This is a genomic window from Enhydrobacter aerosaccus, from assembly GCF_900167455.1.
GTDB lineage: Bacteria > Pseudomonadota > Alphaproteobacteria > Reyranellales > Reyranellaceae > Reyranella > Reyranella aerosaccus.
This window is the reverse complement of sequence record NZ_FUWJ01000001.1, coordinates 433,660-447,316: the sequence shown is the minus strand read 5'-3', so window position 1 is coordinate 447,316 and position 13,657 is coordinate 433,660. Positions and strand designations below refer to the sequence as shown.

Annotated in this window: 16 protein-coding genes and 1 pseudogene; 4 read left to right on the top strand and 13 right to left on the bottom strand. The window is 61.9% G+C overall.

All coding sequences use genetic code 11. The annotated features are described in order from the left end of the window. Positions 1-4 precede the first annotated feature (4 nt). Complete coding sequence (locus B5D62_RS32790) at positions 5-238, top strand: hypothetical protein (protein ID WP_139373696.1); 234 nt, start codon at positions 5-7, stop codon at positions 236-238. Positions 239-253: 15 nt separating this feature from the next. Here the strand turns inward: B5D62_RS32790 and B5D62_RS02045 are convergent, their stop codons facing one another. Genes B5D62_RS02045 through B5D62_RS02020 form a run of 6 tightly spaced genes read right to left on the bottom strand, consistent with a single transcriptional unit; the run spans position 254 to position 4,768 of the window. Further along, complete coding sequence (locus B5D62_RS02045) at positions 254-1,354, bottom strand: DegT/DnrJ/EryC1/StrS family aminotransferase (RefSeq protein ID WP_085932154.1); 1,101 nt, start codon at positions 1,352-1,354, stop codon at positions 254-256. Continuing rightward, entirely contained in the window at positions 1,351-1,785 is a 435-nt protein-coding gene (locus B5D62_RS02040; protein WP_170920743.1) for a sugar 3,4-ketoisomerase, read from the bottom strand. The genes B5D62_RS02045 and B5D62_RS02040 overlap by 4 nt, the downstream gene beginning before the upstream one ends. Further along, positions 1,782-2,708, bottom strand: a complete 927-nt coding sequence (locus tag B5D62_RS02035) for a DMT family transporter (RefSeq protein WP_085932152.1) — start codon at positions 2,706-2,708, stop codon at positions 1,782-1,784. The genes B5D62_RS02040 and B5D62_RS02035 overlap by 4 nt, the downstream gene beginning before the upstream one ends. Next, positions 2,705-3,625, bottom strand: a complete 921-nt coding sequence (locus tag B5D62_RS02030; RefSeq protein WP_085932151.1) for a DMT family transporter — start codon at positions 3,623-3,625, stop codon at positions 2,705-2,707. The genes B5D62_RS02035 and B5D62_RS02030 overlap by 4 nt, the downstream gene beginning before the upstream one ends. A 7-nt stretch (positions 3,626-3,632) precedes the next feature. Continuing rightward, positions 3,633-4,004: a dihydroneopterin aldolase gene (locus B5D62_RS02025; protein WP_085932150.1), complete on the bottom strand. Its 372-nt coding sequence runs from the start codon at positions 4,002-4,004 to the stop codon at positions 3,633-3,635. After that, positions 4,001-4,768: an SDR family oxidoreductase gene (locus B5D62_RS02020; RefSeq protein WP_085932149.1), complete on the bottom strand. Its 768-nt coding sequence runs from the start codon at positions 4,766-4,768 to the stop codon at positions 4,001-4,003. Before B5D62_RS02020 ends, B5D62_RS02025 begins: the two co-directional genes overlap by 4 nt. A gap of 56 nt (positions 4,769-4,824) precedes the next feature. Here B5D62_RS02020 and B5D62_RS02015 point away from each other — a divergent pair, with 56 nt between their 5' ends. Further along, a complete protein-coding gene (locus B5D62_RS02015; RefSeq protein ID WP_085932148.1) occupies positions 4,825-5,946 on the top strand; it encodes an NAD(P)/FAD-dependent oxidoreductase in 1,122 nt (373 codons plus the stop codon). A 126-nt stretch (positions 5,947-6,072) separates the two neighbouring features. Then, complete coding sequence (locus B5D62_RS02010) at positions 6,073-7,047, top strand: NAD(P)H-dependent flavin oxidoreductase (protein WP_085932147.1); 975 nt, start codon at positions 6,073-6,075, stop codon at positions 7,045-7,047. 33 nt (positions 7,048-7,080) lie between these two features. Here B5D62_RS02010 and B5D62_RS02005 read toward each other — a convergent pair whose 3' ends face one another. After that, positions 7,081-7,839: a VOC family protein gene (locus tag B5D62_RS02005; protein ID WP_085932146.1), complete on the bottom strand. Its 759-nt coding sequence runs from the start codon at positions 7,837-7,839 to the stop codon at positions 7,081-7,083. Positions 7,840-7,899: 60 nt separating this feature from the next. Between B5D62_RS02005 and B5D62_RS02000 the strand changes: the two genes are divergently transcribed. Beyond that, entirely contained in the window at positions 7,900-8,844 is a 945-nt protein-coding gene (locus B5D62_RS02000; RefSeq protein WP_170920742.1) for a branched-chain amino acid ABC transporter permease, read from the top strand. Here B5D62_RS02000 and B5D62_RS01995 read toward each other — a convergent pair. The 6 genes and pseudogenes from B5D62_RS01995 to B5D62_RS01975 form a co-directional block, all read right to left on the bottom strand. Beyond that, positions 8,841-9,632, bottom strand: coding sequence for an enoyl-CoA hydratase (locus B5D62_RS01995; RefSeq protein ID WP_085933478.1), 792 nt, complete (start codon positions 9,630-9,632; stop codon positions 8,841-8,843). The genes B5D62_RS02000 and B5D62_RS01995 overlap by 4 nt on opposite strands. 104 nt (positions 9,633-9,736) lie before the next feature. Further along, positions 9,737-10,444, bottom strand: a complete 708-nt coding sequence (locus B5D62_RS01990) for an SDR family oxidoreductase (RefSeq protein WP_085932144.1) — start codon at positions 10,442-10,444, stop codon at positions 9,737-9,739. A gap of 74 nt (positions 10,445-10,518) precedes the next feature. After that, positions 10,519-10,929, bottom strand: coding sequence for a TetR family transcriptional regulator C-terminal domain-containing protein (locus B5D62_RS01985; protein WP_231714699.1), 411 nt, complete (start codon positions 10,927-10,929; stop codon positions 10,519-10,521). A 12-nt stretch (positions 10,930-10,941) separates the two neighbouring features. Continuing rightward, positions 10,942-11,097, bottom strand: a pseudogene (locus B5D62_RS34320) (TetR/AcrR family transcriptional regulator); the annotation flags it as partial. Between the two features lie 102 nt (positions 11,098-11,199). Beyond that, the gene (locus tag B5D62_RS01980) at positions 11,200-11,748 is read right to left on the bottom strand and encodes a hypothetical protein (RefSeq protein WP_139373694.1); all 549 of its coding nucleotides are present in this window, start codon (positions 11,746-11,748) and stop codon (positions 11,200-11,202) included. 121 nt (positions 11,749-11,869) lie between these two features. Beyond that, a complete protein-coding gene (locus B5D62_RS01975; protein ID WP_085932141.1) occupies positions 11,870-13,528 on the bottom strand; it encodes a flavin-containing monooxygenase in 1,659 nt (552 codons plus the stop codon). Positions 13,529-13,657 lie beyond the last annotated feature (129 nt).

The window sequence follows — 13,657 nt, the reverse complement described above, 5'->3', positions numbered from 1 at the left end:
AACCATGAGAACCGCACTCTGTGTGGCCGCTCTCGCCGCCGTTGTCGCCACTAGCGCCGGATGCGCAGAGCGGCCCTATTACTACGGTCCAAACTACGCTTACGCGCCCGCCTACGGGTATTATTCGCCAGGCTATTCCTACGGATATTCCAACGCCTACCCGACGCGCTACTACAGCTCAAAATGGGACTATTACCGGAACTATAACGGCATCCATCCGCCATCGGAAAACATGTAGGCGGGCACCTCCTTGTCAGCCCAGCGTATGTCGGACGACGACCGCAACTTCATCGACCGCGCTTTCAGGCAGGTGCGGCCCCATGGGCAAGCTGAGAACAGTATCGGCGAGCGCTTCCGCCAAGGGAAAGCTTCCCTTCGACGCGCCGAGATCCGCGTAGGCCTGTTGCAGGTGCGGTGGGATCGGATAGTGGATCAACGCCCCGATGCCTGCCTTATCCAGGGCTTTCATCAGCTCTGCGCGGCGGGCTGTGCGCACGACATAAAGATGCCAGACAGGTTCAGCCCATTGCGGCGCCCGCGGAAGGCCAAGCCCCGGAATTCCGCTCAGCTTGTCGTCATAGAGCGCCGCGATCCGACGCCGACGTTCGTTCCATGAATCGAGCACGCGCAGCTTCACTTGGAGAAAGGCCGCCTGCAATTCGTCAAGCCGCGAATTGAATCCGCGTTCGATGTTTACGTATTTTACCTTACTGCCGTAGTTGCGGAGCGCCCGCAACCGCTCGGCGAGCACGGCATCGTCGGTTGTCACCGCTCCACCGTCACCGAAGGCACCGATATTCTTGGTCGGGAAGAAACTGTGCGCGCCAGCATGGCCGAGACTGCCGGTGCGACGACCACGGACGCGAGCGCCTTGAGCCTGGGCCACATCCTCGATGACCTTGAGCCCGTGCTTCTCGGCCAACGCCATGATCGCGTCCATGTCGGCAGGTTCGCCATAGAGATGGACCGGCATGATCGCCTTCGTGCGTGCCGTGATCGACGCCCCTATTCGCTCGGGATCGATATTCGGGCCCGCCGGCGTGGGTTCCACGGGCACGGCCTTGGCACCAACAGCCGTCACTGCAAGCCACGTAGCGATGTAAGTGTTGGACGGGACAATCACCTCGTCGCCCGGACCGATATTCCAGGCCCTGAGAACGAGTTCGAGGGCTTCGAGCCCATTGCCGAGACCGATGCAATAGCGCGCCCCGCAAAAGGACGCATACTGGGCCTCGAACGTCTCGACTTCCTTGCCGAGAACGAACCAGCCCGACTCCATCACGCGTCGGTATGCATCATCGAGTTCAGCCTTCAACTCGGCATAGGCCGACTTCATGTCCAGAAACGGGATCATCGTCCCTGTCCTCCGACTTCGCGCCTGAACGTCTCGTAGTCGCGCAAGTACTCGACCTCTTCATAGAAAGACGACGCAATGACCATCACCGCCGTCTGTGGCGCGAAGTCTGTCAGCTCATGCCACACCCAGGGGCCCATATAGAGCGCCTTGGCGGGGTCATCGAGCCGCACCTGTTGCCTTACCGTACCGTCGTCGAGATGCAGCAGGCAGTGACCATTCAGGGCCACGAGCACCAGCTTCGACATACGATGTCCGTGCCGGCCTCGCCACTGCCCCGGTGCCACGTGATGCAGCCAGAAAATCCGGCGTGGCTGGAAATCCAGCGCCTGACCGAACTCGAGGAAATTGACGCTGCCACGCGCATCGGAGGCGCCTGGCACATCGATCCACTGGCAACCGCGGACGCCAAGAGGAGAAGGAGAAGTCATCGGGGAATCGCGTTCATGATCTGCAGCTTGCGCCATTGCATGTACACCACTCCGGTCAGAGCCACCAAGCCGCCGACGATCTGGTAGCCATTGGGCCAATAGCCATAGGCCATCGACCAAAGGACGGCGAAAAACGGCACGAGATTGACCCAGAGCGAGGCTATCGCCACGCCGAGGCGACTGGCGCCGATATTCCAGAAATACCCGCCAAGGCCACTCGCCAGCACGGCCACGACGAGAAGCTGCGTCCATACCCAGCCATCGGAAATGCCGGAGGGCGAACGGGCGGCACCGAGTGCTACCAGGACAAGGCTGATTACGGTCAGCCAGCCCATGGCCGAAAGCGATGCGACATAGGCACGATGAAGCTGGCTTGCGCGCTCGAACCAAGCCTGGGCCTTGATGCTGTAGAGCGCCCACAATGCATTGCTCAAGAGAACGATGAGTTCTCCCCCGCCCAGGGAGACGGGACCAGTGCCGACCAGGCTGCTTGTCGAGAGAATGACGCCGCCCAGCAACGTCAATCCCAACGCTACGCCGAAGCCTGGATCGAAGCGTGTGCCGGTCACCAGACGGACCGTTAGGGCGGACACCAGGGGTCCCGCCACCTGCACCGCCGCCGCCGAGATCGGGTTGCTGTAATAGATGCCGAGCGCATAGATCGCGAAGAAGCTCGACATCATGAAGCCGAGTGACAGAAACCTCACCGGTCCAAGGTCGATCCTGAGGGTGCGCGAACCCTCGACGATCCACAGAAGCAACGCCAATGCCGCCGTTGCCGCTATTGTCCGCATGGCTGCTAAGGGCAGCAAATCGAAATAGCGCAGCATTACCTTGGTCACGGGCAGGTTGGCACCCCAACTTGCTCCGACGAACAGCATGGCCGCGAATGCGCCCAGCAGATGGCGGTGTTCGTGCCTCATCGGCGCCCAGTCCTGATCTGACGAGCCTGCAGAAGGGCAATGGCGCCGAGCACGACAGCGCCACCAGCGACCTGAAGCCAAGTCGGTTCTTTACCCATGAAGGCTGCGAGACCAATGGCAAAGATCGGAGCGGAATTCGAATAGAGCGACGCGATCGGCACGCCGACCATCGATACGCCGACATTCCACAGCAGAATTGCCACAGCCACGCCGAGCACCCCGACCCATGCGATCATGCCGAGATCCAGAGCGGTCGGCGCATGGGTTGGCCATTCGATTCCGATCGACATCCATACGCCGATGCACACCAGTCCCAACAGGCCGCTGGCCACCGTCGAGGTCAGGGCGGACAAGGCGATCTGTCCCCGATCGGCAAGCCATTGTTGAGCCCGGATCGAATACCAACTCCAGCAGAATTGCGCGATCACCAGCAGGAGCTCGCCACCGCGGAAGCCAAGGCCTGCCGCTGCCTGCGGGGTCCCCAGTACCACCAGCACGCCGCCTGTGAGGACCAGAACCAGCGTAACGAAGAATCCGGGCGGCATCGGTGTCCTCAGCATCAGCCGCGCCAACAAGGTCGCCCAGATCGGGCCGCAGGTCAGGACGATGGCGGCCGTTGCAGGGTGAGAGCGTGAGACACCGAATGTGTAGAGCACGGAGAAGGCCGTCATGGCCGCGCCTAGGCTTAGAAGCTGCAATGGCCGGACCGGTCTTGTCTTGGTCTTTGGCGGCGCCGTCATCCATACGGCAAGCCATAGGACAGGCATGCCAAGGACATAGCGCAGCCAGGACAGAAGCCACTTGTCGTAGTGCTCCGCCAGCGCTGCCAGGACCGGGATCATCGATCCCCAGATCAGAGCGGCGAACAGCAGGACGAGAGAGGCGCGCCGCCCCGTAGTCGGCGGCAGACTGGTCATCTACCCATCAGCCTGGCTGGCGACGACGCACGGCCTCGTAGCCGACGCGGCAATCCGGATAGACGTCCGGCTTCTCCGTCGAAACCCGCGCCTCGATGACACCCGGCTGCGTCAGGCAGAGATCGAGAATGGCCTCGACGAGCGTCTCCTGAAGATTGAAGTGGCGGGACTTGGCGAGGGTCACGACGCCATCATGCACGACGTCGTAGTTCAGCACATTGCCAATGCGGTCGTGATGAGGCCGCTCCATGGGCTCCAGCAACAGGTCGATATTCACGACCACGATCTGCGGCCCTTCCTTCTCGAAGTCATGGATGCCGATCGACACCTGGAGTCGGAAGTCGCGTATGAAGATGCGGCGATTGGTGGGCAGTGTCATTTCAGCTTCTTTTTCTTTCCGTCAAAGGCAATGTCGCGTGGTCGACCAGTCAAATGCTCTCCGCTATCGACGATCAGCGTATCGCCGGTGAAGCTTGGAGTCGCCAAGATGAAGCGTAGCGCGCGCACGAGATCATCGGGTGTCACACCGACACCCAGGGGATTGGCGGTATGCTGCTCGGTAAACCGGGCGTCGGTCTGGCTGCCGCTGCGCAAGGTCAGGCCTGGCGCGATACCGGCCACGCGCAAGCGCGGGGCAAAAGACTGTGCCAGCAGAGTCGTCAATCCCTGCAAGCCGATCTTGGACAGGGTGTAGGTGAGGAAGTCGGGATTGAGATTGAACAGCTTCTGGTCGAGCAGGTTCACGATCATCCCCGTCTCGCCCTCCGGCAATTGCCGCGCGAGCGCCTGCGACAGCAGAAGGGGCGCCCGCAAATTGACTGCCATGTGCAGATCGAACGCGGCCGCCGTCGCCGTTGGCGCCCGATCGAGCTTGAAGAGCGAGGCGTTGTTCACGAGACAGACAAGGCCGACCCCGGGCGCCTTGCATCGCCTGATCAAGGATTCGGCCTGGCCGGCCGATGACAGATCGGCGCGAACAGCTTTCGCATGGCCTCCTGCGGCCCGAATCGCGGCCACTGTTTCTCGGGCTCCGTCTTTTGCCTGGTTATGATGCACGAACACGAAATAGCCATCCGCCGCCAGGGCGAGCGCCAGCGTGCGGCCGATCCTGAGGCCTGCTCCCGTGACCAACGCGCCTTTCATGTCGCACAACACCTCTGATTCGTGACTAAGCGAACGGCGGGTTCTAGCATGCAACCATGAATTCGTCCCCGTTCGAGTCCGTCGATACCGTCGTCGTCGGAGCTGGCGTCGTGGGCCTTGCCGTGGCCCGTGCCCTTGCCCTTGCCGGTCGTGAGGTCATCGTCATCGAAGCTGCCGATGCCATCGGCACGGAGACCTCGTCTCGCAACTCGGAGGTCATCCACGCTGGAATCTACTATCCAAAGGATAGCCTCATGGCCCGCACATGCGTTGCGGGGCGACGCCTTCTCTACGCCTACTGCCGGGAGCACGGCGTGCCTCATCGCAATTGCGGGAAGCTCATTGTCGCCACCAATGAGGATGAAAGCGCCCGTCTGATCGAGATCAAGGGGCGCGCCGAAGCGAACGGTGTCGAGGGCATGCGACTCCTGACGGCATCTGAGGCCCTTGCCCTTGAACCTAGCCTGAAATGCACGGCCGCGCTCCTGTCACCGGCCACTGGCATCATCGACAGCCACAGCTACATGCTGGCGTTGCAAGGCGACGCGGAGAGCCGGAATGCGATGTTCGCGTTCCGCAGCCCTTTCGAGCAAGGTCGCGCGACCGACGAGGGACTCGACATCGAGATCGGCGGCGCGGAGCCAATGAAGTTGCGTTGCCGGCTGGTCGTCAATTCGGCCGGCCTCTACGCCCCCGCTCTTGCGCACAAGATTGCCGGCATGCCAGCCGAGCGCATCCCGACGGCCTATTATGCCAAGGGCAATTACTTTACCTTGGCGGGACGTTCACCCTTCTCCCGGCTGATTTACCCTGTCCCGGTTCCTGGGGGATTAGGCGTGCATATCACCGTCGATCTCGGTGGCCAGGCGAAATTCGGGCCGGATGTCGAGTGGATCGATCATGTCGACTACACCGTCGATCCGCATCGCGCGGACAAGTTCTATGCTGCCGTTCGCCGCTATTGGCCCGATTTGAAGGACGGCGCCCTGCAGCCAGGCTATGCGGGCATTCGACCAAAGACCGTAGCGCCGGGCGCGCCGGCCCAGGATTTCATGATCCAGGGACCTCGCGAGCACGGCATCCCCGGTTTGATCAACCTGTTCGGCATCGAATCCCCCGGCCTTACAGCCTCCCTCGCCCTCGCCGAGATTGTGCGCGAGCTGGCTGGTAGTTTCTGACGCTCAGAACGTGTCGACCTGATCCGCGTCGCAGAACGATCTTTCAGAATGCGGTCGGCAAGGTAGCGGGGCTGCGGCCGGTCCGCTAATGCTTGCACCAAGAAACCCAGCGGGGAAACGATAGCGATGATCAAGACGCGCTTTACCGAAATGTTCGGAGTCCAGCATCCGATCGTGCAGGGCGGCATGCAATGGGTGGGACGAGCAGAACTGGCATCGGCCGTATCGAACGCCGGTGCCCTTGGCATCCTGACCGGCCTCACCCAGCCGACGCCCGAGGATCTGCGCAAGGAGATCAAGCGCTGCCGCGACATGACGGACAAGCCCTTCGGCGTGAACCTCACCATCCTGCCGACTCTCGTGCCGCGCCCCTACGGTGAATACATCGATGCCATCGTCGATTCCGGCGTGAAGATCGTCGAGACCGCCGGCAACAATCCGAAGCCTTTCCTGCCGAAGCTCAAGGAAGCGGGCGTCAAGGTCATCCACAAATGCACGTCGGTGCGGCACGGCATCTCCGCGGAGAAAGCGGGCGTCGATGCCATCTCCATGGACGGCTTCGAGTGCGCCGGTCATCCCGGCGAGGATGACGTGCCCAACCTCGTATTGCTGCCGGCCGCAGCCAATGTGATCAAGATCCCGATGCTCGCCTCGGGAGGTTTCGCCGATGCACGTGGCTTGGTCGCTGCCCTCGCCCTGGGTTGCGAAGGCATCAACATGGGCACGCGCTTCATGGCGACCAAGGAAGCGCCGATCCATCAGAACGTGAAGGAGAAGATCGTCGCGTCCGACGAACGCAGCACGGCGCTGATCCTCCGCACCATGCGCAACACCAGCCGTGTCTACGGGAATTCGATCGCCCTGAAGGCGATCGAAATGGAAGGGGAAGGCAAGACCATCCAGGAGATCGGCCCGATTGTCGCCGGCGCCAAGGGCAAGATCGTCTATGAGACCGGCGATCTCGAGCACGGCATCTGGTCGGCCGGCACCTGCATGGGCCTCATCAACGACATTCCGACCTGCAAGGAACTCGTCGAACGCATCGTCACCGAGGCCGAAGCGATGATCCGAGGCCGGCTGTCCAAGGCGATCGCCGCCTAGAGATCGGGCACCGTCCCGGCACCGGGCTGCCGCTTATCGATCGACCAGATTGATGCGACAGCCACAGACCTCGATCTGGCCGACGCCGTGCTGCTTGTGCCGGCTGTGCGCGGCCTTCAGGACCCGCTCGCGGTCAACGACGCGCACGTCGTAGGCGGAGACGCCAGGTCCACGATCATCGGCAATGGGCACGAAGCGGATTTCACCGTCGTCGTCGAGCCGTATGATATCGCTCTCGACTGGCCGGCCCAGGATCTTCGACCAGAGATCCGCCGCCTTGTCGGGATCGACACACTGGATTTCGACCCCACCCAGGCCGTTGGTGACATCCGAACGAGCGTGTTTCAGCCAATCGTTGGAAGCGGGTGGCCACCACAGCTTGGGGTCAGAGCCGGCGGGCGCGACCGTCTGGTCGATGGAGAGCAGGACGCCTGCCGTATCCGCCGGATGGAAGTGCGTGTACTTGTACTCTGGCTGATCCTTCTGCTCGACGGCTCGTATTCCAAGCCCGGTGATGCGCTGCCGCTCGGCGATGGCATCGGCTACCTGCAGGATCACCATATAGCCTCCGTCTCCCTTCCGACGCTCGAGATAACGTCCGGCGGACGTGCCATCTCGGGTCGGCGAAACGATCTCCAGGAAATCATGCCCGGTTGGACAGACGACATTGGCCAGTCCCCATTTGGCGACACCCGGATCCCTGTAGGCGACCTCGATGCCCAGAACATCGCACAGCTCCTCGCGCGAGCTTTCGAGATCTTCGGCGACGAACACACATTGTCTGAGCTTCATGGCGTCTCTCCCAAGTTCTTGTATTCGCGCTATGCTACTCCGATGCGGACGATAACCACCATGGGTTTTGCGGCAGCGGCGCTGCTGTCGTTCTGCTTCCCGGATTTCATCGTTTTCCGCTTCACGCAGGCAACCGTCTGGTCGATCGCGCTGCTCGGTCTCGTGATCCTGTGTGGCATCAGCGGCCAATTCTCCTTCGCCCAGGCGGCGCTTTACGGGATGGGCGGCTACACGACTGCCTTGCTTGCGGCCCATACCATATTGCCGCTCTATACGGCTCTCGGCCTCGCACCGCTGATGGGCTTTGCCGTCGGCTACGGCCTCGGCCGGGTGACGGGCGCTCACAGTCTGTGGACGCAGGCGCTGATCGGCTACGCGCTCACCATCGCCTTCCCGCAGCTTCTCCGTTGGCGGGTAATCGAGCGATGGACGGGCGGGGTGCAAGGCCTATCGCTGGATTCACTCAGCTCCCCCATCGCCGCTTTGAGCAACGATCGATGGCTATTTCTGCTGACCCTCGGCCTGCTCGCAGCGGCGACCTGGATCAGCGCCAACATCATCGCCGGCCGTACTGGACGGGCGCTGCTCGCGGCGCGAGACCATGACCTTTCCGCCGCAGCCCAAGGCATCGATGTTCTCCACGTCCGCGCCATGGCCTCAGGCATCGCTGGAACCTTTTTCGGTATGGCGGGCTGCCTCTCGGCCTTCCAGTTCGGCTTCGTGGGGCCGACGACCTATGGCATCACCCTGTCGATCCAGATGCTGTTCGGCGCGGTGATCGGCGGTCTCTATTCGCCCGCTGGAGCGATCCTTGGCGGCGTCCTGCTGGAGTTCCTGCCAGGCCTCGTTTCGAGCTGGGGGATGGGCCTCTCGGCGCTGCTTTATGCGGGCCTGATGGTGGCCGCGATCGTGGCGATGCCCACGGGCATCGCCGGCACAGTGGCCTTGGGATTGGGAGCGCGCCACCGAAGCCTGGCGGCGCGCCGCCGCCATCAGATAGCCTAGTTGCCCTTGAACACGGGCGCACGCTTCTCGACAAACGCTCGCGCCGCTTCCTTGTGGTCGTTGGTCTCGCCGGTGCGGATCATGCGGGCGGCCTCGCTGTCGAGCGCTTCCGAGAGGGTACCTTCTTCGGCCACCTTCATGTTCTTCTTCACATGCCACCATGCAACGCGGGGACCTGCGGCCAACTTCTTCGCGAAGGCCATGGTCTCGCTGTCGAGGTTGGCATCGTCGATGATACGATTGGCTAGTCCAAGCTTCTCGATCTGCTCCGCATTCAGGATCTCGGCCGTGAAATAGAGCTCTCGCGCCTTGGCCGTGCCGACCAGCTTGTGCAGGAAATAGTGGGAGCCAAAGTCGCCGGAGAAGCCGACCTTGGCGAACGCCGTCGTCATGCGCGCACTCCTGCCTGCGAAGCGCATGTCTGCCGCCAGGGCGATCGACAGGCCCGCACCAGCGGCTACGCCATTGACCATGGCGATGGTGGGCTTGCCCATCTCGTGCAGCAGTTCGGACACCCGCATGCGGATGCGGATGTCGTGAACCTTGTCCTCGTAGGTCTTTTCCTGGTCGCGTCCGGCAGCCATCGACTTCACGTCACCGCCGGCACAGAACGCCTTGTCGCCCGCCCCGCGCACCACGACGCAGCCAATGTCGCGCGATCCCGCCGCCTCTTCGAGTGAGTCGCTCAAGGCCGTCATCATGTCGCGGCTGAGGGCGTTCATGGCGTCGGGGCGATTGAACACGAGCTTCATCACGCCGTCTTCTACGGTCTTGATGAGATCGGGCATAGGTTCCTCCGGAAGTTCGATCAGACAATGGGCGGCGATGGTTTCGTAAACGGCGCCCTCACGCAACGACATTCGGTCTTGCGTGGCGGAACCTTGGTTCTGGATCAGGCGGTGAGCGGCTGCAGATACACGCCGGGATCGGCTGCCAGGCCTTGTTTGACCAACCGCGACGCCTCGTCAGCGAGTACCTCGGACTTGCCGGCCTCGAGAGCCGCCAGCACCTGCGCCACCACGTCCTGAGGTTTGGACTTAGGGGCATCGAGGTGGCGCGCCATGTCGGTCTCCATGAGGCCGACATGAAGCGAGAGAACCTGCGTGCCGTGCTCTTGCAGAGAGTTGCGCAGCCCATTGCTTAGAGACCAGGCCGCAGCCTTGCTGGCACAATAGGTCTCGAAGGCCGGCGCGCTTATCCAGCTCAGCACCGACAGCACGTTGACGATCGCACCGCCGCCGTTCTTCGACAGGACGGGGGCGAACGCCCGGCTGAGAAGGAGCGGACCGAAGAAGTTCGTCTCCAGTTCGGCCCGCAGCCCCTCGACGCCGTCGGCGGCAAGGAATGATGTCCCGCGCGAGATGCCGGCATTGTTGATCAGCAACGTTACATCGCCGAGGTCGCGCGCAACAGCCTCTACCTGATCCCCCTGTGTCACATCGAGCCGCACCGGAACGACGCCACTCTGCACAATCGAACCGGGATCGCGAGCGGCAGCGTAGACCTTGGCGGCACCTGCCGCCAGCAATGCCTGCGTGAAGGCAAGTCCCAGGCCTCGGTTGGCGCCTGTGACAAGGGCGATGGAATTCTTGATTTCCATGGTGCTTCTCCTTTTCAAGATGACTGGTCGTCTTATTCCATCAGGCAGCTTCCCCCTGCCGGATGGGCGTTCGTCTAGGTCAGGATCTTCTTGAAAGTCACCGACATGAATTCATTGAGAGGTGCCGCACCCTTCTCGGCCTTGGCCCGCATGACCGCGCCTTCCCAGGCATTGATCAGGAACGACGCGAGCACCTTTGCCGGCACGTCGCGCGCAACCGATCCGTCGCGCTGCGCCTCGGCGATGACGCCTGCAACAAGCGTCGTCCACTCGTCGAAGGCGCCTTGCACGCCTTCCCGCACAGCAGCACTTTGCGCCGAAAGCTCCGCGGCAAAGTTTCCGAGCAAGCATCCTCGGCTATATTCGGAAGCCTCACCGATCCGGTTCAAACTGTCGAAATAGCGGCGAAGCCGGTTGAGCGCGGAGCCCGATCCTTCGCGCAACTGCTTGCGCTTTTCCGCATTTCGCGCCGCGTAGGCCTTCACGACCTCGAGGGCGAGGAGATCCTTGCTGTCGAAGTGATTGTAGAAAGAGCCCTTCGGCACTCCGGCTGCGTCAGTGATTTCCTGCACGCCCGTGGCGTTGAAACCTTGCCTATGCAGAACCTCCAGGCCGGCCTGTAGGAGCTTGTCGCGGGTATCCGTCTTCGCCATGAATTGACAATATGACCGGTCGTCTTCGTCCTTCAACATCCGCTAGCAAGAGTTTTTCTGCCATAGCAGACGACCGCGCTTATCCGTCGACAGAAATCGCTGCTATGGCGAATAGCTGGCGTTGTTCGCCATCTGCTTCAGCGAAAGGTCGAGCAGAAGCACGAGCAGAAACATCTGAAAGGCAGGCTCGAACTCGGCTGGCAAGTTCATGTGCAAGGTACGACTGAAGAACTTCTCCTGACCGACCGTGCCCAGCGGTTGCTCGCTACCGTCTCGATAGAGACGGTATGGGCGCGATCCGAACGTCTTGCGCAACGCAAGGCTTTCAGAACCGCGACTGATGACAAAGTTGCGCCCCATACTCTCCGCCAGCGCCAAGGTCCGGTTGCCAGCGTCCTTGAGCATCCATGGATTGGCGGGAGGTCTTCCAGCACCAGTCATGACGCGCACCAGAGCCTGGTAAAGCACTTCGTCGGGCTTGTCGTTCGCCCTTTGCGCGATGAAGACCTGGTCGCCGAAGGTAATCTCGGCCTTTGAGCCCTTGTCGTAGACGAGGCTGCCGACCGGGTTGCCTTCGTCGAGGATGTCGAACATGAGGGCTGTACTAAAAAAGCTTCCCTTGTCCCGCTTGGTCGGTCGCGTGGTGAGCATGCGTCACCCTCCCCTACCCCGGCACACTAATACCACGGCGGCAGGGCGGTAGAAATGGCTAGCCCGGAGATCTTCGACGCCAGCCAGGTTCACGCTGGCTGTACTGACATTGAGGGTCGCCCTAGGACAGGGCGAACCCCTCATAGCCGTGCGCCACCACTTCCTCGCACTTCTGGCGATACTTCGGTGCGCCGCCGGCATAGGCGACGAAGGTGCGCTTCTGGCGACCGGCAACATTCTTGTTCACGCCTGTCATCCAGGAGTCGACCGTCATGAGCAACAGTCGCGCCGCCGTATCGTGAACGTGCTGCGTCCAGGTCGCCTCGGCGTCCGGCTTGGCCTCGACGCGGTGGTACCCCTTATCGCGCATGTATTTCAGGAGATCCGACACCCAGTCGACGTTCTGCTCGATGCAGCGCGGAATGTTGCAGAAGGTCGCCGCATTATGAGGGCCGACCAGGGTCAGCATGTTCGGGAATCCCTCGATCTGCAGCCCCAGATAGGTATGCGGTCCGTCCGACCATTTTTCCTTCAGCTTCTGCCCGCCGCGACCGGTGATGTCGATCCGATCGAAGGCACCGGTGATGGCGTCGAATCCCGTGGCAAAAATGATCATGTCGAATTCGTACTCGGCATCGCTGGTCTTGATGCCCTTCTCCGTGATCCGCTCGATCGGCGTCTCGCGGAGATCCACCAGCTTCACGTTGGCCTGGTTGTAGACTTCGTAGTAACCGCTCTCGAGCGGCACGCGCCGCGTGCCGAAGCCATGATTGGTCGGTATCAGCTTGTCGGCAAGCTTCTGGTCTTTCACGCGAGCGCGGATCTTCCTGATGACGAAATCGGTCATCATGTCGTTGGCGCGTTTGTCGATCAGCACGTCGCGGAAGTTGCCTTGCCAGAAGGCGAAGCCGGGGGTGTTGTAGGTCTTCTCGAAGAAGGCCTCCCGCTCCTCGTCCGACACGTCGACCGCATTGCGCGGATCGGCATCGTGGATGAAACAGCCATAGTGGTCGCGGCAGCGGGAAAAGATATCCTGGTAGCTCGCTCGGATCTCCTCCATCGTCTTGGCGTCGATTTTGCTGTTGCGCAACGGCGCGCACCAGTTGGGCGTGCGCTGAAATACCGTGAGATGGCCCACGGTCTTGGCGATCTCTGTAATGGTCTGGACGCCGGACGCACCCGTGCCGATGACGGCCACGCGCTTGCCGGCGAAGGTCACGGGATGATGTGGCCAGAGACCAGTGTGGTAAGTCTCACCCTTGAAGTCCCCGACTCCTGGAATGGTTGGCATGGTCGGTGCGGAAAGCGGACCGATCGCGGTGATGAGGAAATGCGCCCGGGCGCGGCGTCCGTTCTCGAAAATCAGCTCCCATTCATCCGCCGCATCGTCCCAGGCCGCCGCCTTGACGCGCGCGTTGAAGGTAATGTCGCGCCGGAGATCGAATTTGTCGGCGATGAAGTTGCAGTAGCGGAGGGTTTCCGGCTGGGGCGCGAAATGCTCCGTCCAGGTCCACTCCTTGAGCAGCTCGTCAGAGAACGAAAAGCCATAAGTCCAGCTCTCCGAATCGAAGCGGGCCCCTGGATAGCGGTTCCAGTACCACGTCCCGCCGACATTACTGCCGGCCTCATAGACATGCACTTTGAAACCGAGCTCGCGCAGTTTGAGGAGCTGGTACATGCCCGACAGGCCGGCCCCGACCACCGCGACCTCCCAGCGGTCGATGGCGGTAGCCGTCGGTGCTGCATGTTCTGCCGCTGTCGGCTTGGAACTGATGGCCATGGCTTTTCGCTCCCTTGAACTCGTCTTTTGTTCATTGTCCGCCAATTAGGCGAGCTCGCCACCGCTATCGCAAGGCCCTTTCCGTGCCACGGAACGGCCCGTGCCACTCGCGGCTTGGTCGCGTTATAG